Genomic DNA, 19,517 nt, shown 5'->3' on the forward strand with positions numbered 1-19,517 from the left:
GCCTCACACGCCGAACGGCACCTCCCCCCCTTGTGGGGGAGGTTGGGAGGGGGGAGCCCCACGCACCGGCTACGAAGACCCCTTACTCCCAGCGCACCTTGGCACCGAGCTTGGTTAGCTTTTCGACGAAATGCGGATAGGCCCGGCGGATCGGGTCGGCATTCTTGATGCGGGACTCGCCGGGGATCTGAATCGCCGCCAGCAGCAGCGCCACCACGACGCGAATGATGTAGGGCGCCTCAACCGTTGCCGGGCGCAGCGGGTTGCCGCCGAACACCACCAGCCGATGCGGATCGGAGAGGTGCACGCGGGCGCCGAACTTCAAGAGTTCGGCGCTCCAGCCGAGCGCCCCCTCATAGACCTTGTTCCAGAACAGGATGTCGCCGGTGCAGCCTACCGAAATGCCGATGGCGTGCGGCAAGAGGTCGGCCGGGAAATACGGCCAGGGCGCCGCCTCGATCTTGGGCAGCATCTCGGCGGTGTAGGGCTCGGTGACCTTGCGGGTCCAGCCGGTGGCCGTGACCTTGCCGTCCTCGACCTCGAACTCCAGCCCGAGCTTACCGAACTGGCGGAGGATCAGCGTCAGCTGCGGGCCCATGTCGGTCTCGACGGTCAGCCGGCCACCGGTGACGGCGCCGATGGCGAGGAAGGTTGCGACCTCGTGGTGATCGTCCGGTACGCGGGCGGTGGTGCCTACGAGCTTGCCCACGCCGCGCACCGTCAGCCGCGAGGTGCCGATGCCGTCGATATCGGCGCCCATCGCCGCCAGCATGTCGCACAGCGCCTGTACGTGCGGCTCGGAGGCGGCGTTGTTCATGGTCGAGGTGCCATGCGCCAGCGCCGCGATCATCACGAAGGTCTCGGTGGCGGTGACCGAGGCGTAGTCGGGCCAGAGGTCGACGCCCTTGATCTGGTTGCGGCGCTCGATGCGGTAGGGGTGCGTACCGGCAATGGTGCCGCCGAAGCGCTCGAGAATCTCGAGGTGCGGGTCGATCTCGCGCACGCCCAGCGCACAACCCTTGGCCTCGGTGTCGAAGATCAGGTGGTCGCTGCGCAGCAGCACCGGAGCCAGCAGCAGCACGGCGGCGCGAATGCCCACCGGCAGTTCGGCGTCGGAGGTGGCGAAGGCCTTGAAGTCATGCTGGATGGTCAGCGTCTGTGCCTCGAGGCTGCGCTGTACGCGCGAGCCCTTGGAGCGGAAATACTCGACCAGTTTGTCGATATCGCTGATCTCGGGGACGTTGGTGAGCGTCACCTCTTCGTCGGTCAGCAAGGTGGCGCAGAGCATGGGCAGCACCGCGTTCTTGTTGCCCGACGGGCGGATGGTGCCGGACACCGGGTTCGCGCCATCGACGATGAGGTCAGCCATAAGAGCTCCGGGGAATCAGGACGAGAAGGGACATGAGAAAGAAGCGATCAACCGGGCAGCATTGCGAACACGGCCGGGGTCGCGAAGACATCGACATAGCGTTTGGACTGGAACAGGCCGTTGAGGGACACCCGCGGCAGCGAATGGAGGCTGTGCCGGTGCCCAGCATATAGCCCGCCGGGACGCGTCGTCACGGCTGTTCTGAGCCCCAGCTCGCGGGCCAGCGAAAACTCCCGCGGGCCGGCCGAGGCGGCGCCACCGATCGGGTAGCTCAGGTGCAGCGGCGTCTTGCCGAACTGCGCCTTGAGGATGCGGACCGATTGCTCGATCTCGTTGCGGGCATCGACCGGGCCGAGCTTGGCCAGCTCGTAGTGGTGCACGGTATGGGCGCCGATGGTGCAAAGCGGATCGGCGGCGAAGTGCCGAAGCTCGGTCCAGTCCATGATCAGCTCGCGGCAATGCTGCTTGAGATCGAACCCGTATTGGCCTGCGATATCGCGGATCAGCTTGACCCGATCCGCCTCGGGCATGGTGCGCATCCGGCGGTAGAGCGCGTCATAGGCTCGCTGCTTTTCTTCCAGATTGGCTGTCGCGTGGTACTCGGTCTCGCCGGCATAGGTGACGGCCAGCGCGTTCTGGCCGGCGATAATGTCCTCGAGCGCCTGCCACCACACCTCCCCTACCCCATCAACCAGCGCCGTTGGTACGTAGAGGGTGAACGGGCATTGCTGCCGGCGCAGCACCGGCAGGGCGTACCGGAGGTTATCGCGGTAGGCGTCATCGAAGGTGAACACGACGAAGGGCTTGCCCGGCTCCTCGGCCTCGATGCGGCGCGCCGCCTCGTCCATATCGACGATATCGAAGCCCAGCTCGCGCACGCGGGTGATGGCGAAGGCGAGAAAGTCGGGCTTGACCTGGAGAATGGCGTTGGGGGCGAAGTCCGCCGGATCGTCCGGCAGCACCCGATGTAGCGTGAAGATCACGCCGCGGGCTTTGGAGCGCCTGCGGACCAGGTGCGTCACGCCGCTTGCCCACAACAGTTCGAAGGCGGCGCCGATCAGCCTGTACTTGAGCGTTGTCACGAGCCTAGGCCACGTCCGCCCTGACGGCGGGAAGGCGGACGACACGACCAAGCTCGAAGCCGAGCGCCGCGATATCGCGGCGGGCTACGCCGATCGCCACCGGGCTGGCGTCCTCGCTGGTGACCAGCACCACGGTCGCCCGGGCGCCTGCGAACAGCGGCAGACTGGAAGCGACACCGACCCGACCGGTATCGACGATCACCACGTGATAGATATCGGCCAGCGCTTCGATCAAGATCGAAGGGCGGGAGGAGCGGCGGTCGAGCGATGGGAGGCGCCCCCAGGGCACTTCGGCAAGGTTGTCACCAGCGCGCTGCATGACGTCGCCATAATCAGCCTGCTCCGCAGCGAGGTCGGTGAGGCCGAGCAGAGCGCTGGTTTCGCCGCTGCCGGCGTCCACCACCACGGCGCTGAGATCGCTCATCAGCGCATCCTCGAGCAGCCGGTCCATCACCGCCAACGTTTCCTGGCCACCATCGAGACTGGCGAGCAGCACGGTGCGCAACTGGTGCGTGGTGACGGCTGCCGAGAGCTGCGCCAGATCGTCGTCGGCCCGACGGGCAGCTGCCGGCGGCGGGGCGATGCCGGACTCCACCGCATGCTCCAGCTCGCCGTCGATCGCCTCGTCGGCCATGTCGCTGTCGATCTGGGCGAGTTCGGCGTCATAGACGTGATCTTCCCGCTCCGGCCCTGCCGCACGCGTCCGCTCGGTCAGCGCCCTGCCCGACATCAGCTCGCCGAACAGGATCGCGCCGACCTGCAGCGCCAGCGCCACGAAGCCGACGGCGCCGAGGATCAGTGGGATCTTTGGCGAGGCCGGCTCGACCGAAGGCGCCGCCTCGCTGACGATGCGGACATCGGGCAATGCCGAGTTCGACGCCGTGCGCGACGTCGCGTCGGAGTAGCGGGCGAGGTAGTTTTCCAACAGGTCGCGCTGCGCCTTGGCTTCGCGCTCGAGGCTGTCGAGCGTCACGCCGCCCTTGGTGGCGTCACCGGCCGTCAGCTTGGCGCGGGTCAGGTCGTCGCGCAGCCGCTGCTCGAGGTCGGCCTCGACCTTGGCCTCGGCCTCGAGCGAATCGGCAACCCGGTCGGCCTCGCTGGTGATCTGCTTGTTGAGCTCGCCGATCTGCGCCTTCAACGCCTTGATGGTCGGATGGTTGGACAGCAGGGTCGTCGATTTCTGCGCAAGTTCGGCTTGCAGGTTTGCCTTGGTTTCGAGCAGCCCCTGGATCACCACCGAGTTGCGGACATCGTTGACGCCGTCGAGCGACTGGCCCTTGTCGAGCAGCCCGCGGATCACCTGCGAGCGGGCCTGCGCGTCGTTCTTGCGCTGCTGCGCTTCGGCGATCTGCGTGGCGACCACGGTCAGTTGCTGGTCGGTCACCGGGATGCTGTTGGCGCCGACGAACAGGTCGTTCTCGACCTTGTAGTTGGCGACGGCTGTCTCGGCTGCGCTCACCTTGGGGCGCAGCTTGTCGATCTCTTCCTGTAACCACACGGTGGCGTCGGCGGTATCGGTCAGCGACTGCGCCCCGCGGCGCTTCACATGGGCGGCGGCGATGGCGTTGGCGATGCGCGCCGCGAGCTCGGCATCGATCGAGCGCACATAGATCGAGATCACCGCCGAATCGCGCTCACGGATCACCGTCATGCGGTCGGCAAGGTTGCCGAGCACAGTCTCATCGACGCTGCGCTGCTCCGGCCCGCGCCCGATCAGGCGCAGCACGAAACCGATGGGCGAGAAGCCGGCATTGGAGAATTCGGGTACCGAGCGGAGATTTTCCGAATCGACCACTTCGAGCAGCAGGTCGCGTGATTTGATCAGCTCGATCTGGCTCGACATCAGCGCTTCGGTGTTCACCGCATTGCCGGCCGAGGTTACGTCCATGGCGGCGCGCGTGTAGATGTTGCTGCGCGGCTCGACCAAGAGGCTCGCCGACGACTCGTAGCTCTTGGGAATGAACAGCAGCACCGCAGCAGAGGCGACCAGCAGCAGCACGGTGACGAGCAGGATGCGCAGTCCGCGCGACAGCACGGCGGCGATCAGCGCCCCCACATCCATCCGCATATCGTCGGCGCGCTCGAAATCCGAACTCACTCGCCCGCCCTCACTGTTATCCCTGAGCTATGGGGCCAGCGTGGTAAGCATTCAGTTAAGCCGCTCGCAATCTGACGATCCCGCGGCGATTTTCTAAGCAGAATGTTAACCATAGCACCGCGACACTGGCGCCCTGATCAGGGTTTTTCGGGATAGCCATGCGCTGGCTGCGTTTCCTTCTCATTTTGCTGCTCGTGCCGCTTGCGGCCTGTGCCATCAACGGCAAGCCGTCGACCTATCTGGTCGAGGTGAAGGGCCCCTACACGCTCGATACCGGCGACGTGGTGCGGGTCAGCGTCTATGGCGAAGCCGAACTCTCCAAGAGCTACCAGGTCGACGATGGGGGCGCCGTGGCGCTGCCGCTGGTCGGGCCGGTGAAGGTCCGTGGCAAGACCACCCAGCTCGCTGCCGCCTCGATCACCGCGGCGCTGGCCGAGGGCTATATCCGCGAGCCCAGTGTTGCAGTCGAGATCGAGACTTACCGGCCGTTCTTCATCCAGGGCGCGGTCAAGAACGGCGGCCAGTTCCCCTATGTCTACGGCATGACGGTGCGTGCGGCGGTCAGTACGGCGGGCGGATTCTCCGATACGGCGGATCGCGGCAAGGCGGTAATCTACCGCCGCCAGGGCAACCAGATGGTGAAGGGATCGGTCAACCTCGACTTCCCCATTTACCCCGGAGATACCATCGTAGTGTCGGAGCGCTGGCTCTAAAGGGTTCGGAAACCCCGGCCCTTCTAACGCTGGCCCATGTCCAGCGCATCTCGTCCGCTCCGCATCCTCCAGATCCTTCGTGCCCCGGTTGGTGGGCTGTTCCGGCACGTCTACGACCTGACGCATGAACTGGCGGCGCGCGGTCACGAGATCGGCATCGTCGCCGACAGCCTCCACACCGATGCGCTGACCGATGAGCGGCTGGAAAAGCTCCGCCCGCTGGCGCCGCTTGGCATTCATTCGTTGCCGATCCCCCGCACTTTCGGGGCTGCCGACCTCGCGACGCCGCTGAGGATTCGCCGCCTCGCCGACGTGCTGCAGATCGACGTGCTGCACGGCCACGGCGCCAAGGGCGGGCTCAACGCCCGGCTGGCCCGCATCGGCGCCCGGCAGCGCGTTTCGCTCTACACGCCGCATGGTGGCGTGCTGAACTACCGGCCCGGCTCGGCCGCCGGCCAGCTGTTTCGGATGATCGAGCGCGCGCTGCTTGGCGCCACCGACGCGATCGTCTTCGAAAGCGGTTTCGCGCAGCGGGCTTACACAGAGCAGATCGGCAAACCCTCCTGCCCGGGCCCGGTGATTCATAACGGCCTGATGCCGGCGGAGTTCGAGCCGATCGTGCCCGGTCCCGAGGCGGCCGATTTCGTGTTCATCGGCGAGTTCCGCGCGGTCAAGGGCATCAGCTACCTGCTCGATGCGCTCGTCGATCTCCGCGCCGCTGACGGCCGTCCAGCGACGCTGGTGATGGCAGGCGGTGGTCCGGATCTCGATGCGATCAGGTCGCAGATCGCCAGCCTGGGCCTGACCGGGCGGGTCACGTTGCTCGGCGTCAAGCCGGCGCGGCCGACACTGCATCTGGGCCGCATCGCCGTCGTGCCGTCGCTTGCCGAGTCGTTGCCCTATGTGATCCTCGAAGCTGCGGCCGCCGGCCGGCCGGTGATCGCCACGGACGTCGGCGGCGTCAGGGAAATCTACGGCCCCACCGCTTCGAGCCTGCTGCCCGCCGCCGATGCCGCGGCGCTTCGCAGGGCCATGCAGTCCACTCTCGACGATCCGGCCGCCGCGGCCCGCGAGGCCGAAATGCGGCTCGCTCATATCCGCTCCGGCTTCTCGGTTGCGCACATGACCGACCAGATCGAGGCGCTTTACCGGCAGGTTCTCGCCGCCCGCGCGCCCGGTGGTTTCGCTCCGTCTTCAGTCCTCTCCTCCTAGAGCCGCCACACAACAAGAGCCCAACGAAGAGCCCCCAATGTTCCACCTCGACCCCCAGCAGGCCGTCCTCGAGCATGTCGCGCAGCCGCCCAAGCCGAAAGCTGCGCCACCACGGCTAAGCGACCTTGCCGCTGCCCTCGCCGATCAGCCGATCGCCCCCACCTACTCCGCCGCGGTCGTCGTCGGCGTGGCACAGGTGGCGGAGATCGTCCTGTTGATTGCAACCGGGGTGGCGCTGTTCGGGCTCAATGGCGGCGATACCCTGCTCAGCGTCGTCACCACGCTCGGCGTCGTCGCCGTGGCGCAGGTGTTCATCAACCTGCTGCGACTGCACGGCATTGCGGCCTACCGGCGCGGCGCCTCACAGCTCTGGAAGACAGCGCTCGGCTGGACCGCCGCCTTCGCACTGCTCGGTGGGCTGGTGCTGCTCTACGATAGTGGCCACGCGCTGTCGCGCCCCTGGATCCTCGCCTTCTGGGGCGCCGGGCTTGGCGTGCTCGCGGTCTATCGCATGGTGCTGCACCAGGTGGTGATGCACTGGACCCGGCAGGGCAAGCTCAAGCGCCGCACCGTTATCGTCGGTGGCGGCAAGGATGCCGAGGCGCTGATCGAATCGATCCAGACCACCGGGCGCGACGATATCGACCTGCTCGGCCTGTTCGACGATCGCAACGACGATCGCTCGCCCGAATCCGTCGCCAGCCTCGCCAAGCTCGGGCGCGTCGTCGAGCTCATCGAGTTCGCCCGGCAAACCCGGATCGACCTGGTGATCGTCTCGATGCCGCTGTTCGCCGAACACCGCGTGCTCGACATGCTGAAGCAGCTCTGGGTGCTGCCGGTCGATATCCGGCTCTCCGCCCACATGAGCAAGCTGCGTTTCACTTCGAAGGCCTATTCCTATGTCGGCGGCGTGCCGGTGTTCGACATGGCCGACCGGCCGATCTCGGACTGGAACCTGGTGTTCAAGTGGCTGTTCGACAAACTGGTCGCCGTCACCGCGCTGATCCTGCTCTCCCCGGTGATGATCGCGACGGCGATCGCCATCAAGCTCGAGAGCAAGGGGCCGGTGTTTTTCCGCCAGAAGCGGCACGGCTTCAACAACCAGTTGATCGACATGTGGAAATTCCGCTCGATGCGGACCGACATGCTCGATGCCAATGCGATCAAACTGGTGACCAAGGACGACCCGCGGGTCACCAAAGTGGGCAAGTTCATCCGCAAGACCTCGATCGATGAGTTGCCGCAGCTCTTCAACGTGCTGCTGGGTGAACTTTCGATCGTCGGTCCGCGTCCGCACGCGCTGGCGGCCAAGGCCGACAACCAGCTCTACTACGATGCGGTCGAGGGCTACTTCGCCCGCCACCGGGTGAAGCCCGGGATGACCGGCTGGGCCCAGATCCACGGCTGGCGCGGCGAAACCGACACGGTCGACAAGATCATGCAACGAGTCAAATGCGACCTCTACTACATTGAAAACTGGTCGCTCTGGCTGGACGTGAAGATCGTCGCAATGACCCCGATCTCGCTGTTCACCCAGCGCAAGAACGCGTTCTGAAATGACCGGGGCGAGCCAAGCTGGGACCCAACTCGCAGCTGGTGCGAGCCGTGAAATGGGTCCCTGCCTTCGCAGGGATGACACCCAGTGGGTGGCACGATGAGTGCTACGGCTTCGACGGCCTCCCCCGTCCTCGCCGCCACCTGGCTGCGCGCCCGCGCCACCACCCTGCTCGATGCCCTCGTCGTTGGTTGGATCTTCGCCGGCGGGCTCGTCATCACCGAACCGGCGCCATACGAACTGGCGTTCCTCGCGGTGCTCGGCGTCTCGATGTTCGCCGGCTTCACGCTGCGCCGCTCGACGTTGGGGCTGCTGGTGCTGTTTGCGAGTTTCGTGCCATTCGCCATCATCGCGGCGTTCCAGGTGAGGTTCAGCACCATCCCCGACGCGCTGGTCTACCAGGCGGTGACGATCTTCCTGTTCTTTACCTCGTACTGGGTGGCGAACTACGTTGCCGACGCGCCGCAGGCCCGGATGCGGCTGATCATCGGCGCTTACCTCGCCACGGCCGTACTCTCGGCCGTGCTCGGCACGCTCGGCTATCTCGGCGTCGGGCACGAGCTGTTCACCCGCTATGACCGCGCCAAAGCATTCTTCAACGATCCGAACGTCTTCGGCCCGTTCCTGGTACTCCCGGCCATGTACGTGCTGCAGCGCGTGCTGCTGGGGACGCCGCGCCGCGCCATCTGGGCGGCGCTCGCCTACGGAGTGCTCGTCGTCGGGGTGTTCGCCAGCTTCTCGCGCGCTGCCTGGGGGCATATCGCCATCTCCAGCGCCATCGTCTATGTGCTGGTGTTCGTGCTGGAAGCGCATGCCCGGCAGAGGGTTCGCATGCTGCTGCTCGCCATGGCCGGCCTGATGCTGCTGGTCGTCGCGGCAGCCGGTATCCTGTCGATCCCGCAGTTCCGCTCATTCATCGAGCTCAGGACCCAATCGCAGAATTACGATACCGGCGAAAGCGGCCGCTTCGGCCGCCAGGGCTATGCGTTCGACCTGGCGTTGCAGCATCCGCTCGGGCTTGGCCCGCTCGAGTTCCGCAACCTCCGGGTCAAGGAAGAGCCGCACAATACCTACGTCAATGTGCTGCACGCCTATGGCTGGGGTGGAGGGTTTGCCTTCATCCTGTTCATCGGCGTGACGCTGTGGCGCAGCGCCACCTTCATCGCCCGGCCCGGTCCCAACCGCCTGCTGCTGATCCCGCTGGTCGCGGTGTTCGTGCCACTCGCCGGCGAGGCGGCGATCATCGACATCGACCACTGGCGGCATTTCTTCCTCGTCGCCGGCCTGATATGGGGCGTCACTGCCGCTTACGGCGGGGTCGACAAGCGATTTGGCTTGGCGGCGCCGGCTCCCTGAGAGCATGATTGCTGCCAGATGCGACAGCGAGGGGCAGCCGTGGAACCTCAGAACAGCTCGATGCAGGCGGTACTCGCCTCTACCGTCGACCTCGGCAAGGTTCGCTACGATACTGGCGACGTGCTGATCAATGAGGGTCCGAGCAGCGGCGTGCTGTACATCCTGGTTGAGGGTGCCGTCGAAGTGTTGCGCGGTGATGTCCGCGTCTCGCTGGTCGATGAGCCCGGCGCAGTGTTCGGCGAAATCTCCGCCCTGCTCGGCCGGCCACATAGCGCCACAGTGCGTGCTATCGAACCGGTGACCGTCCACCGCATCGAGGATGCCGAGAGTTTCCTGCAGATGCGGCCGGAGATCGTCTTCCACGTTGCCCGTATTCTTGCCAGCCGGCTGATCGACGCCACCACCTATCTGGCCGATCTCAAGCACCAGTTCGCTGACCGAGATGATCACCTCGGCATGGTCGACGAAGTGCTCGAGGCGTTGGTGAACCAGCAACTGCCGGCGCAGACGGCCGCCCCGGTCGGCGCCGACGGCAAGCCCGACCCGCGGCTCTAGGTCATTGATTTGGTCGCGCCCTAGGCTGCCCGCGGCAACCAGGCCGGCCACTCGAGCATTTCCTCCGGCACGCCGCCACTCCCCCAGTCGAGCGTCCCCGCCCCCTCGAAGGAGAACCACGCCGCCTGCCTGAGCTCGGTATCGACCACGATGTGCGTCGGCACCTCGCCCACCTGCCGGCCAGGGTTGAAGATCCAGGTGTCGCCCAGCCGCGAAGCCCATGAGCCGCCGCGGGCGAACGGTGCTTCGTGCACGTGGCCGCTGAACACCAGTTGCGGCTGGTATTGGGCGATCCAGCCCGCGAGCTCCACGTCGCCGTAGTAGCGCGAGCCCGACCAGCTCACCGGCGCTTCTGCCGGTGGCGCGTGGTAGACCCAGAACCAGTTGCGTCCGCGCGTCGCCGCCGCTTCCGCCAATTGCCGGCCGATGGCGTGCTTGGCGATATCGCCATCCCACCACGGGCAGATGGTGATGCTGTCCTCGCCGATGGCAAAGCTCTCATTGTCCGCATGAGCCCCGTTGCCGCGCGCGTAGGGCACCCAGCGCGCATAGCGCTCGCCGGTCGAATAGGCGTGGTTGAGATCGTGATTGCCCGAGCAGACCACCAGCGGCACGATGGCGCGCAGCCGCTCGAGATATTTCAGCACCACCACCATTTGTGCGCTGGTGGTGACCAGGGAGCTACCGTCCAGCAAGTCTCCGGCGATGATCAGCAAGTCATAGCGGCTGGCAACCGAGACGAGCCAATCGCACTGCGGCAGGTTGTAGTGTAGATCGGCGACGGCGAGGATGCGCATGGCGCCCTCCCCCGGCCGTCAGCGGCTCAGATACTTTCGCGCCATTGTCGCCGTGTCCAGCGCAAAGCGTTCCGCATGCGATTTGGCCAGGTCGGTTTCGCCGTGTGAGCCAATCCATGCCAACAGCGCCATGCGCCGGAGCAGGATCAGCGTATCGATCATCCGCAGATCTTCCGGCTTCAGCGGCCGGATTTCCATGTAGGCGCCGAGCCAGGCACGGATCAGCGCCGGCACCTGCGGCGAGGTCTCGATGAACGAGAGACTCGCGGCGAGGTCATAGAGGAACCAGCCAAAGCCGGAATCGTCGAAATCAAGCAGCACGGTGTGCTCGCCGTCGACCAAGAGGTTGGCAAGCCGCATATCGGCGTGAATCAGCCCGAAGCGGTCGATGTCGGTGCCATAGGCCCTGAGATCGGCGCGTAGCGCCGCATCGAGCTCGGTCAGCGTCGCCAGGGTGTCGCCTTCGACATGCGGAGCCTTGCGCCAGTCGCCCCACAGCCCCGAGGACTCGAGGATGCCAACCGCGTCCCAGATCGGACGGACGAATTTTTCAGGCTGCTGCCAGTTGGCAATGTGGTTGTGCAGCGTCGCGGCGTAGCGCCCGAGCGTTGCGAACAGCGGCACGAGATCGGCATCGGGCTGAGGCTCGACGCCGCTCTCGAAGGCGAACAAGGCGGCGAAGCGGTCCGGCGCCACTTCCTGCACAATCTCGCCATCCGCCCCGGGAATCGGCCGCGGCACCGGGATTTCGGTGTCGTCGGTGATCGCTTCGAGCCAGGCGAGCTCGCTGCCGATGGCAGTCCGCGACTGGTAGCGCGGCCGGTGCAGGCGCAGAACATGGCGCGAACCGCTGGCCCCGTCGATGCGGAAGGTGTGATTCTCGGATAGATTGATCAGGACCGGTGCGCCGCCTGCGGCAACCGGCCAGCGCTCGAGGCTGCCGGCGACAAGCGACAGTTCCTCCGGGAGCGGATCGCTGGGGGCAATATCCAATCCGCTATCCTCTAGGCTTTGGGAGAAATGGTCGGAGTGGCCGGATTTGAACCGACGACCCTTTGTCCCCCAGACAAATGCGCTACCAGGCTGCGCTACACCCCGACTGGTGCGGAGGCCTACAGAAACCAGCCTTTTGAGGCAAGAGGCATTTTTGCGGCAATGCGCTCCAGGCGGAACAAACAGCGTGAAAGATCACCTGTCGATCGCGTCCGGGCGCGTAGCCAGCTGCATCAGCCGGTCGTCGATGCCGGCGGCGGTGGTAGGGAGAATGCCCAGCATCGGGGCGATCCGCTGGATGATCTGCCCGCTGACCACCGCGACGTTCCAGCCGGCTTCACGGGTGGAGCGAGTGTTTTCGGCCTGGGCCTCGTCGAGCATCACCAGCATTGCATAGCGCGGATCCTCCATCGGGAAGGCGGAGGTGAAGACGGTGACGTTCTTGGTCTTGGAGTAACGACCGTTGATGGTCTTCTCGGCGGTACCGGTCTTGCCGCCGGTGCGGTAGCCAACGGCTTCGGCGTCCATGTTGCGGCCGGAGCCGAGCAGCGCGTTCATGCGGAACAGGTACATCATCTCGTCGCTGGTCCTGGGGCTGACGATCGGGCGCGCCAGTTGCGCGGCCTCCGACTCGCTGCGGCGGAACAGCGTCGGCGGCACGAGCTTGCCCTTGTTCATCAGCGCGGCGACGGCCGTGAGCATGTGCATCGGCGTCGCAGCAAAGCCGTAGCCATAGGAGGCAGTGGCGGCGCCGACATCGGAAAAGCTCTCAGGCACCCGAGGCGCGGCGCGCTCGGGCAGTTCGATCCCGGAGCGCTGGTCGAAGCCGGCGGCGCCCAGGAACGCCCGAAGCCTGTCCTTCCCCATGCTCTCCATGATGCGGATGGTGCCGATATTGTCGGAATAGCGGAACACGTCCGAGACCGACATGATCTCATGCCGGCCGTGATCGAGCAGAAAGCGGCCGAAGCGGACCCCTTCGCGCGCGTCGATCATATCGTCGATGCCGACGGCGCCGCTGTCGAGCGCGGCCGCAATAGTGATGGTCTTGAAGGTCGAACCCAGCTCGAACGTGCCGTTGGTGATGCGGTTGAAGCTGTCGGGCTTTAGCGCAGTGGCGGGTTCGTTCGGGTCGAAGTCCGGCAGCGAGACCATGGCGATCACTTCGCCGGTCCGCACGTCGACAATCGCTCCGGCAGCGGCAATGGCGCGGAAGCGCGCCAGTGCGGCCAGCAGCTCGCTGCGCATCACGTATTGCACGCGGCTGTCGATCGACAGCACCTTGGGCTCGAGCTCGGCGCCGCGCGCCAGTCCGACCTCCTGCAGCACTGCAAGATCGTCGCGGTCGATGGCCAGTTCCATCCCCGCGATGCCCTGGTTGTCGACATTGACGCTGCCGATGACGTGGGCGAGCTCGGCCCCTGCTGGATAGAAACGCTTGCTCTCCTCGATGAAATCGATGCCCGGCAGGCCGAGCGCCATCACCCGATCCTTGATGGCCGGCGTCAGCTCACGCTTGAGCCACACGAAGCCCTTGTCGCCGGAGAGGCGCTGCCGCAGCCAGCCCTCATCGAGATCCGGCAGCACGATGCGCAGCTGCGCCGCCGTATTCGCTGCGTCGACGATGCGGCGGGGCTCGGCGTAAAGCGAGGGGACGCGGATGTCGACGGCGATGGCAATGCCGTTGCGATCGACGATCGGTGGGCGCGACGCCTGGATGATGTCGCGCGTGACGCCCTCGATGCTGTCGTCGACCTTCACCTGCCCCAGTTGCACCAGCCGGCCGCCAATCAGCAGGAAGCCCGCCACCAACAGCATCGCGACGATGCCGATACGGCCGCGGGTGATCCGGTTGTGGATCCGCGCCGTTCCATGCACCTCGATGATCTCGGGATAGTTTTGGGCAGGACGCAAGGGTCCGGCCCCGTCGAGGTGGTCGGCGGTGGTCATGGTGGGGTCAGCGGTGAGAGGCAGTTACCGGGCGCTGAGGTTCACCACCCAAGGCCGCCGATCAATGGCATTTGAGCCAACAGCTTAACGAGCGGTTAGCGACGCGGCGGTCAGCGGGGATAGCCACCTTATCGCCCCTTCGCTTCCACAATCTCGGCCACTTCGGCAGTTTCGACCTGCATGCCGAAGCGGCTGTCATAGATGTGGTGCATGGCATCGTGGGTAGAGTCGGCGGATGAGCAGATGGCGTCTGTGGCGATGATGACGCGGTAGCCGAGGTCAATGGCGCCGATGACGGCGGCCATGACGCAGACCTCGGTTTCGGCGCCGGAGATCACCACCGTGTCGACGCCGCCGGCCAAGAGGTCGGCGTGCAGTCGGCTGCCCAGCCACGGGCTGTAGATCGGCTTGTCGAGCACGCGGGCCGGCGGCACATGCAACGCGAGGGCCGGGATCAGCTCGAGCAGCCCGGGCTCGAGACGCTCGCCGGTCATCGAGGCCCAGCGCTGGTAGTAGCGGCGCCAGGTGCCGCCGACATCGTCAGCCGAGCGGGCCGGAATGAAACGGGTGAACACCGTGCGCTCCGGCCCCATCTCGACCAGCCGAACCACCTCGGGCAGCACGCGCTCCATCCAGGGCGCATGCCACTCGGTCGGTTCGGCGAACATGCGCTGCATGTCGATGCACAGGTGCACCCAATTGGCCCCGAGGGGGCCAAAATGCAGCCCAGGCGGTGCAATGAGATCGGTCGGATCGGTCATCGCCATGCAACTTGCAGCGCCCTGCGAGGGTTCCGCGGTCGCTGCCAACATTCGGATATGACACGAAGTTTTCGGCCGCGTGCCACGAATTGCGCGCCTGCGCGTTGAGCAAGCACCTGCATTTCCGCAGCGTCACGGAGACTTCAGATGTCCGTCCTCATCGGAATCCTCATCACCTTCCTCGTCGTCGTACTGATCCTGTGGCTGGTCCAGCGCTTGCCGGTCGATGCCCGCGTCAAGCAGATCATCCAGATCGTGGTGATCATCATCGGCGTCGTTTCGCTGCTGAAGTACCTGGCGGTCTTCTAGGCGACGAGATCGACCAGCTTCGCTTCGGTCGACCGCGCCGCGTCGGCCGGTGTCAGCCCAAGCAGAAGCCCGCGCTGGCCGCCGTTGATCAGCACTTCGTCGAACAATTCGGCGGTTTCGTCGATGGCGGTCGGAACTCTCTTGCGCTGCCCGAACGGACTGATGCCGCCGACCTTGAAGCCGGTGAGGCGCTCGGCGTCCATCGGCTTCATCATGTTGGCGGATTTGCCGCCGAAGGCCGCGGCGAGCTTCTTCATGCTGACTTCGCAGTCAGATGGAACGACGACGCAAACCGGCTTCCCGTCGACCTCGGCCATCAGGGTCTTGAACACCTGCTCGGGCGCCCTGCCCAGCGCTTCGGCCGCCTGCAGCCCGATACGCGGCGCGTCCGGGTCATAGTCGTAGGGAAAGTGTCTGAAGGCGATGCCGGCCTTGGTGAGCGCGAGCGTCGCGGCGGTGGTTTTCGACATGGAGAACGGTTACGGCGGCGCAAGCCGCCCGTCCAGCCGCTATTTGGCGTCTGCGGTTTCCCTAGGTGTTGCCTCTGCTTCATCGAGCAGGCGACGGATATTCTCGGCCGAACGTGCCACGCCGTTCTCATCAGTCGCCCAATTGGAGAAGCGCTCGAACAGCGCCGCGAACACCATCAGCTCGTGCTCGTTCCACTGCGCCAGCGCCCGGGTGAATATCTGTACCTTGTTACGCCGGACGGCCTCGACGAAGTTGCCGCCCTTCTTGGTCAGTTCCAGGCAGATCCTCCGCGCATCCTGCTGCGAGGCGACCCGCCGCACATAACCGCGCTCTACCAGGTCGGAGGTGACGCGGCTGGCGCGCGAGGGGTCGATGCCCAGCCGCTCCGCCACGAGGCCAACGGTTACCTCAGTGATTTCCTCACCTTTGTGCGCGATGGCGCTGATCGCATCGAGATGGCTGACGTCGAGGCTGGGGTCCATCTGGGCCATCACCTGCCGACCGAAATCCCGGCGCTGAATGGAGCGCCGAACCTTGTGCATCACCGCGTCGATGGCCGCTACGGCCTCCGCTGCATTTGGCGACAGACCGGCCTGCTCGGCGAGCTCAACCATCTCGCGATCGCCGCGTGTCTGGCAGATGGTGGGAAGATCGGGAAATGGTTCGCGGCCGTCGCCGCTCTTGCTGCTGATCATGGGCGCCGCGGTAGCATGAATGCATGCTTCGGTCAATTATGTGCGCGTGTCATGCAATTGTCGTTGACATACTTTTGCCCGAGGCACATAACCCCGCTCCGAGTTTCGGAGGCATTTCATGACTGTTGACTCATCCCCCATTTCCGGCGCCGCGCCGGTCGCCGAGGCGCCATCGCGCCCCGACCGCGCGACGCTGCTCGTCTATTTCGGCGCGCTGATCGCGATGTTCATGGCGACACTCGACATGCAGATCGTCGTCACCGCGCTGCCCACCATTGCCGGCGAACTGGGCAATCTGCATCTGTTCGGCTGGGTCGGCTCGGCCTACCTGCTCTCCACCGCAGCAGTGGCGCCGTTCTACGGCAAGCTCGGTGACATGTACGGCCGCAAGAACGTGGTGATGACGGCGATTGTGCTGTTCCTCATCGGCTCTGCCGCCTGCGGTCTCGCCTGGTCGATGGAATCGCTGATCGCCGCGCGCGTGCTGCAGGGCATCGGCGGCGGTGGGCTGATGGTCTCCGCCTTCGCGATGATCGGCGAGTTGTTCGGACCGCGCGACCGCGCCAAGTATCAGGGTTATTCGTCCGCAGTGTTCGCGCTGAGCTCGATCCTGGGGCCGGTCGCCGGTGGCTACATCACCAGCCTGTTCGGCTGGCGCTGGGTGTTCCTCGTCAACCTGCCGGTCGGCATCGTCGTCCTCGCGCTTATCTTCCTCGCCATGCGCTCGAAGTTCGTCGAGAAGCGGCACAAGGTGGACTACCTCGGCGGCGTGCTCCTCGCCGTCGCGACCACCGCCATCGTCTACTGGGGCGACCATGTGATCGACCCGACCGGCCCGGATCTGCTGACCTTCGCCCTGCCGGTCATCGGCATTGCCGCAGCCATCTGGTTCGTCGTGACCGAGCGTCGCGCCGCCGAGCCAATCGTGCCGTTGCGGCTGTTCCGGAACCACACGATCACCATCGTGACGCTGGTCTCGCTGCTCGCGGGCGTCGTAACTCTCGGCCAGTTCTTCTACTTCGCGCTCTACTTCCAGGTGATCACCGGGTTCGGCCCCGCCGAAGTCGGCTTCCTGTTCCTGCCTGCATCGGCAACCTCGATGGTCGTCTCGATGCTTGCCGGCCGGGTCATTGCGGCCACCGGCCGCTATAAGTGGATGCCGGTGGCCGCGATGGCAGTCGGCGCGCTGCTGATGGTCGGCTACACCTTCGTCGACGCGCACACGCCCGTCTGGATCATGGCGCTGCTGATGGCGGTGTTCGGCATCTCGATGGGCCTGCAGTTCCAGGTGCTGATGGTCGCGATCCAGGCAGCCGCACCGCTGCAGGATATCGGCGCCGCCACCGGCCTCATCACCCAGGCGCGCACCATCGGCGCCTCGCTGGGGCTCGCCGTCAACGGCGCGGTCATGACCTGGGCGCTGACACAGCAGAACGCGCAGCTCCCCGCCGACATCGCGGCGGCCGTGCCGGGCGGGCTCACCAGCCTCAGCCCGCACATCGCGGCCGGCCTGCCGGAGGCGACGCGCGAAGTCGTTCTCAGCCACTACACCGCCGGCTTCAACACGCTGTTCCTGTTCCTTGCCGGGGTCTATGTGCTGGCGATGATCTTCACCATCATGCTCAAGGATGTGCAGATCCCGAAGCGGGGCTGACGGCCGAGGTCGCAAAGTAAGAGGGGGCCGTCCGGCCCCCTTCTGTTTTGCTTGAGCTTTCGAGACGAAAAAGCTCTAACGATCCCTGCCCTGCCCCGCCATCGTGGCGTGCAGAAACTCCAGCAGTTGCGCATTCGAGAATGGCTTGGCGAGGATGGGGCGGTGCCGGTGCCGTTCCACTATTGCCTCAGGCCCGGAGGCTGTCGCGAAGAAGAATGGAACATCCTGATGGGTCAGCACGTCAGCCAATCCGAAGCTGTCGGCGCCGCCGACTTTGACATCGAGAATGGCGCAGTTGATCGAACGCTTGCCAATCGTGGCTTCGGCCTCGTTCGGGGTCACACAGGTGATGACTTCGGCTGCGCCCAGGTCGAGCAGGAAATCCTCGATCATGATCGAGACCAGTACCTCGTCCTCGACGATCAGCACCGTTCCAAAACCTGAACCATCCGATTGCGTGTTCAATAGCACTGGCTGTCTCCTTTCCCTTTCACATGCGCCCGTGCGGTCGACAAATCGAGGAAAAAGGGAGTTAGCACGTTGCCGCTTTGCAGCGGTTTGTGGCGAATGAGTGCTCCGCTTGCAGGCAACCATTCTGCTTGCAATGAGTTGAATGAGTAACGCAACCTCATTCCTGCTTCGCGATGTCAGAGAAAACCTACAAGGGTAACGACTTAGTCCGCGGCGAGCGGCTGCAGATCATGCTTGAAGCGGACGAACTGCGCGTTCTCGACGACTTCCGCTTCGCCAACCGCATGCCGAGCCGTGCGGCAGCAGTCCGCGAATTGCTGCGCCGCGGACTTGGTGTCGATGGGGCTGTGTCGAACAGCGGCAACGGCTCGTCGCAGTCGTTCGGCGTGCTGGAATCCGAAAACGCCGACGAAGGCGTCGAGCGCTAACCTTCGCGAGCGCGCTCTAGCAGCCGCTTGCAGTCGAGCAGTTCACGCAGCACGTCGGAGAGCTTGTCGCGATCAGCGGTCGTGAGGCCGGCCGGCTTGGGCTTGAAGCTCGGAAGCTTCAGGCGCGACGGCGCCGGCGGAGCATCGGTCATATCGTCTTCGGGGATCACCGCCGACTCGGAGGTGAAATCCTCCTCGGGCTCGGTGTCGGCGGGCTGGTGCTCCAGCGCCTCGACCGGGCGGCCCTCGCCGATGCCGATGACATAGCGAATGCCCTGATCCTTCAGGATCCGCTGCACGCCCTTGATGGTGAAGCCCTGATCATAGAGCAGATGCCGGATGCCCTTGAGCAGCAGCACGTCCTCAGGCCGGTAGTAGCGCCGGCCGCCGCCACGCTTCAGCGGCTTGATGGTGGAGAATCGCGTTTCCCAGAAGCGCAGCACGTGCTGCGGCAGGTCCAGCTCGTCGGCTGCCTCGGATATCGTGCGAAACGCGTCTGGAGACTTGTCCAAAAGGACTCACCCGCCCGGAAAGAGTCTTATTTTCCAGACCGGACCATAGATTTGTTGATCTTGGATTTCAACACGTTGCTGGGTTTGAACACCAGAACCTGTCGCGGCAGGATCGGCACTTCCTCGCCGGTCTTGGGATTGCGGCCAATTCGCTCGTTCTTGGAGCGCACCTGGAACGAGCCGAACGAGGAGAGTTTTACGTTGTGCCCTTCCACCAGTGCGTCGCCGATGAGGTCGAGCACCCGCTCCACCAGTTCCGCCGACTCGGTGCGGGACAACCCCACCGCTTCGTAGACCGCTTCCGCCAAGTCGGCTCGCGTGACCGTTCTCTGCGTCATATGCCGCCCCTCCGTTTTTTGCCCAGCTGGGATAACAGGTGCCCGTCAGGCGCCCCCACCCACGGATTTGTGGCAAAGATTAACGCGCTGTCACGTCACTGGCAATCTGGCTTACCAATCAAAGGCGTTAGGTCGGCAAACGGCCTCCCCGAGGTCGGCAAACGGCCTCCCCGAGGTCGGCAAACGGCCTCCCCGAGG

At 65.2% G+C, this 19,517-nt stretch carries 20 protein-coding genes and 1 tRNA gene; 8 read left to right on the top strand and 13 right to left on the bottom strand.

Translation table 11 applies throughout. The annotated features are described in order from the left end of the window. Positions 1-82 precede the first annotated feature (82 nt). From AC1ROK_RS12040 to AC1ROK_RS12050, 3 genes are read right to left on the bottom strand one after another with little or no spacing between them, the layout of a single operon-like run. On the bottom strand, positions 83-1,369 hold the full coding sequence (locus AC1ROK_RS12040; RefSeq protein WP_492847105.1) for a UDP-N-acetylglucosamine 1-carboxyvinyltransferase: 1,287 nt from the start codon (positions 1,367-1,369) through the stop codon (positions 83-85). 47 nt (positions 1,370-1,416) lie between these two features. Then, positions 1,417-2,451 (bottom strand): polysaccharide deacetylase family protein, encoded by a 1,035-nt coding sequence (locus tag AC1ROK_RS12045; protein WP_492847107.1) that lies wholly within the window; start codon positions 2,449-2,451, stop codon positions 1,417-1,419. Between the two features lie 4 nt (positions 2,452-2,455). Next, positions 2,456-4,549, bottom strand: a complete 2,094-nt coding sequence (locus AC1ROK_RS12050; RefSeq protein ID WP_492847109.1) for a GumC family protein — start codon at positions 4,547-4,549, stop codon at positions 2,456-2,458. Between the two features lie 158 nt (positions 4,550-4,707). Here AC1ROK_RS12050 and AC1ROK_RS12055 point away from each other — a divergent pair, with 158 nt between their 5' ends. From AC1ROK_RS12055 to AC1ROK_RS12075, 5 genes are all read left to right on the top strand, one after another. Next, on the top strand, positions 4,708-5,262 hold the full coding sequence (locus AC1ROK_RS12055; RefSeq protein ID WP_492847111.1) for a polysaccharide biosynthesis/export family protein: 555 nt from the start codon (positions 4,708-4,710) through the stop codon (positions 5,260-5,262). 36 nt (positions 5,263-5,298) lie between these two features. After that, a complete protein-coding gene (locus tag AC1ROK_RS12060) occupies positions 5,299-6,474 on the top strand; it encodes a glycosyltransferase (protein WP_492847113.1) in 1,176 nt (391 codons plus the stop codon). Between the two features lie 37 nt (positions 6,475-6,511). Beyond that, positions 6,512-8,029, top strand: coding sequence for an undecaprenyl-phosphate glucose phosphotransferase (locus AC1ROK_RS12065; RefSeq protein ID WP_492847114.1), 1,518 nt, complete (start codon positions 6,512-6,514; stop codon positions 8,027-8,029). 99 nt (positions 8,030-8,128) lie between these two features. Further along, on the top strand, positions 8,129-9,385 hold the full coding sequence (locus tag AC1ROK_RS12070) for an O-antigen ligase family protein (RefSeq protein WP_492847116.1): 1,257 nt from the start codon (positions 8,129-8,131) through the stop codon (positions 9,383-9,385). Between the two features lie 39 nt (positions 9,386-9,424). Continuing rightward, positions 9,425-9,940, top strand: a complete 516-nt coding sequence (locus AC1ROK_RS12075; RefSeq protein WP_492847117.1) for a Crp/Fnr family transcriptional regulator — start codon at positions 9,425-9,427, stop codon at positions 9,938-9,940. 20 nt (positions 9,941-9,960) lie between these two features. On the opposite strand, the gene AC1ROK_RS12080 is transcribed toward AC1ROK_RS12075, so the two are convergent. From AC1ROK_RS12080 to AC1ROK_RS12100, 5 genes are all read right to left on the bottom strand, one after another. After that, positions 9,961-10,737 (bottom strand): metallophosphoesterase family protein, encoded by a 777-nt coding sequence (locus tag AC1ROK_RS12080; RefSeq protein WP_492847119.1) that lies wholly within the window; start codon positions 10,735-10,737, stop codon positions 9,961-9,963. An 18-nt stretch (positions 10,738-10,755) separates the two neighbouring features. Further along, the gene (locus AC1ROK_RS12085) at positions 10,756-11,730 is read right to left on the bottom strand and encodes a phosphotransferase enzyme family protein (protein WP_492847120.1); all 975 of its coding nucleotides are present in this window, start codon (positions 11,728-11,730) and stop codon (positions 10,756-10,758) included. 28 nt (positions 11,731-11,758) lie between these two features. Further along, positions 11,759-11,835: transfer RNA gene (locus AC1ROK_RS12090), tRNA-Pro, on the bottom strand. A 90-nt stretch (positions 11,836-11,925) separates the two neighbouring features. Next, the gene (locus AC1ROK_RS12095) at positions 11,926-13,680 is read right to left on the bottom strand and encodes a peptidoglycan D,D-transpeptidase FtsI family protein (RefSeq protein WP_492847122.1); all 1,755 of its coding nucleotides are present in this window, start codon (positions 13,678-13,680) and stop codon (positions 11,926-11,928) included. A gap of 128 nt (positions 13,681-13,808) precedes the next feature. Further along, positions 13,809-14,441, bottom strand: a complete 633-nt coding sequence (locus tag AC1ROK_RS12100) for a cysteine hydrolase family protein (protein ID WP_492847124.1) — start codon at positions 14,439-14,441, stop codon at positions 13,809-13,811. Between the two features lie 147 nt (positions 14,442-14,588). Between AC1ROK_RS12100 and AC1ROK_RS12105 the strand changes: the two genes are divergently transcribed. Next, positions 14,589-14,750, top strand: a complete 162-nt coding sequence (locus AC1ROK_RS12105; RefSeq protein WP_492847126.1) for a Thivi_2564 family membrane protein — start codon at positions 14,589-14,591, stop codon at positions 14,748-14,750. Here AC1ROK_RS12105 and ybaK read toward each other — a convergent pair. Next, a complete protein-coding gene (gene ybaK / locus AC1ROK_RS12110; RefSeq protein ID WP_492847128.1) occupies positions 14,747-15,220 on the bottom strand; it encodes a Cys-tRNA(Pro) deacylase in 474 nt (157 codons plus the stop codon). The two genes, AC1ROK_RS12105 and ybaK, sit on opposite strands and share 4 nt — an antisense overlap. Positions 15,221-15,259: 39 nt before the next feature. Next, positions 15,260-15,916 (bottom strand): MarR family winged helix-turn-helix transcriptional regulator, encoded by a 657-nt coding sequence (locus AC1ROK_RS12115; protein WP_492847131.1) that lies wholly within the window; start codon positions 15,914-15,916, stop codon positions 15,260-15,262. A 118-nt stretch (positions 15,917-16,034) separates the two neighbouring features. On the opposite strand from AC1ROK_RS12115, the gene AC1ROK_RS12120 reads away from it, so the two are divergent. After that, positions 16,035-17,570: an MDR family MFS transporter gene (locus AC1ROK_RS12120; RefSeq protein ID WP_492847133.1), complete on the top strand. Its 1,536-nt coding sequence runs from the start codon at positions 16,035-16,037 to the stop codon at positions 17,568-17,570. A 75-nt stretch (positions 17,571-17,645) separates the two neighbouring features. Here the strand turns inward: AC1ROK_RS12120 and AC1ROK_RS12125 are convergent, their stop codons facing one another. Beyond that, the gene (locus AC1ROK_RS12125) at positions 17,646-17,999 is read right to left on the bottom strand and encodes a response regulator (RefSeq protein ID WP_492847135.1); all 354 of its coding nucleotides are present in this window, start codon (positions 17,997-17,999) and stop codon (positions 17,646-17,648) included. A 215-nt stretch (positions 18,000-18,214) separates the two neighbouring features. Here AC1ROK_RS12125 and AC1ROK_RS12130 point away from each other — a divergent pair, with 215 nt between their 5' ends. Next, on the top strand, positions 18,215-18,469 hold the full coding sequence (locus tag AC1ROK_RS12130) for a hypothetical protein (RefSeq protein ID WP_492847137.1): 255 nt from the start codon (positions 18,215-18,217) through the stop codon (positions 18,467-18,469). Here the strand turns inward: AC1ROK_RS12130 and AC1ROK_RS12135 are convergent. Next, positions 18,466-18,981 carry a MerR family transcriptional regulator gene (locus AC1ROK_RS12135; RefSeq protein ID WP_055878905.1) on the bottom strand — a complete coding sequence of 172 codons (516 nt, stop codon included), beginning with the start codon at positions 18,979-18,981 and terminating at the stop codon, positions 18,466-18,468. The two genes, AC1ROK_RS12130 and AC1ROK_RS12135, sit on opposite strands and share 4 nt — an antisense overlap. Positions 18,982-19,007: 26 nt before the next feature. After that, positions 19,008-19,319 carry an integration host factor subunit alpha gene (locus AC1ROK_RS12140; protein ID WP_055048678.1) on the bottom strand — a complete coding sequence of 104 codons (312 nt, stop codon included), beginning with the start codon at positions 19,317-19,319 and terminating at the stop codon, positions 19,008-19,010. Positions 19,320-19,517 lie beyond the last annotated feature (198 nt).

The sequence above is a fragment of the Devosia sp. GW821-FHT12F11 genome, from assembly GCF_058806655.1.

What these genes read in the sequence shown, in the direction of transcription:
- AC1ROK_RS12065 (WP_492847114.1), top strand. Translation starts at nt 6,512, where the DNA reads ATGTTCCACCTCGACCCCCAGCAGGCCGTCCTCGAGCATGTCGCGCAG.
- AC1ROK_RS12095 (WP_492847122.1), bottom strand. Translation starts at nt 13,680, where the DNA reads ATGACCACCGCCGACCACCTCGACGGGGCCGGACCCTTGCGTCCTGCC.
- AC1ROK_RS12115 (WP_492847131.1), bottom strand. Translation starts at nt 15,916, where the DNA reads ATGATCAGCAGCAAGAGCGGCGACGGCCGCGAACCATTTCCCGATCTT.
- AC1ROK_RS12100 (WP_492847124.1), bottom strand. Translation starts at nt 14,441, where the DNA reads ATGACCGATCCGACCGATCTCATTGCACCGCCTGGGCTGCATTTTGGC.
- ybaK (WP_492847128.1), bottom strand. Translation starts at nt 15,220, where the DNA reads ATGTCGAAAACCACCGCCGCGACGCTCGCGCTCACCAAGGCCGGCATC.
- AC1ROK_RS12140 (WP_055048678.1), bottom strand. Translation starts at nt 19,319, where the DNA reads ATGACGCAGAGAACGGTCACGCGAGCCGACTTGGCGGAAGCGGTCTAC.
- AC1ROK_RS12105 (WP_492847126.1), top strand. Translation starts at nt 14,589, where the DNA reads ATGTCCGTCCTCATCGGAATCCTCATCACCTTCCTCGTCGTCGTACTG.
- AC1ROK_RS12120 (WP_492847133.1), top strand. Translation starts at nt 16,035, where the DNA reads ATGACTGTTGACTCATCCCCCATTTCCGGCGCCGCGCCGGTCGCCGAG.
- AC1ROK_RS12060 (WP_492847113.1), top strand. Translation starts at nt 5,299, where the DNA reads ATGTCCAGCGCATCTCGTCCGCTCCGCATCCTCCAGATCCTTCGTGCC.
- AC1ROK_RS12040 (WP_492847105.1), bottom strand. Translation starts at nt 1,369, where the DNA reads ATGGCTGACCTCATCGTCGATGGCGCGAACCCGGTGTCCGGCACCATC.
- AC1ROK_RS12070 (WP_492847116.1), top strand. Translation starts at nt 8,129, where the DNA reads ATGAGTGCTACGGCTTCGACGGCCTCCCCCGTCCTCGCCGCCACCTGG.
- AC1ROK_RS12130 (WP_492847137.1), top strand. Translation starts at nt 18,215, where the DNA reads ATGTCAGAGAAAACCTACAAGGGTAACGACTTAGTCCGCGGCGAGCGG.
- AC1ROK_RS12055 (WP_492847111.1), top strand. Translation starts at nt 4,708, where the DNA reads ATGCGCTGGCTGCGTTTCCTTCTCATTTTGCTGCTCGTGCCGCTTGCG.
- AC1ROK_RS12080 (WP_492847119.1), bottom strand. Translation starts at nt 10,737, where the DNA reads ATGCGCATCCTCGCCGTCGCCGATCTACACTACAACCTGCCGCAGTGC.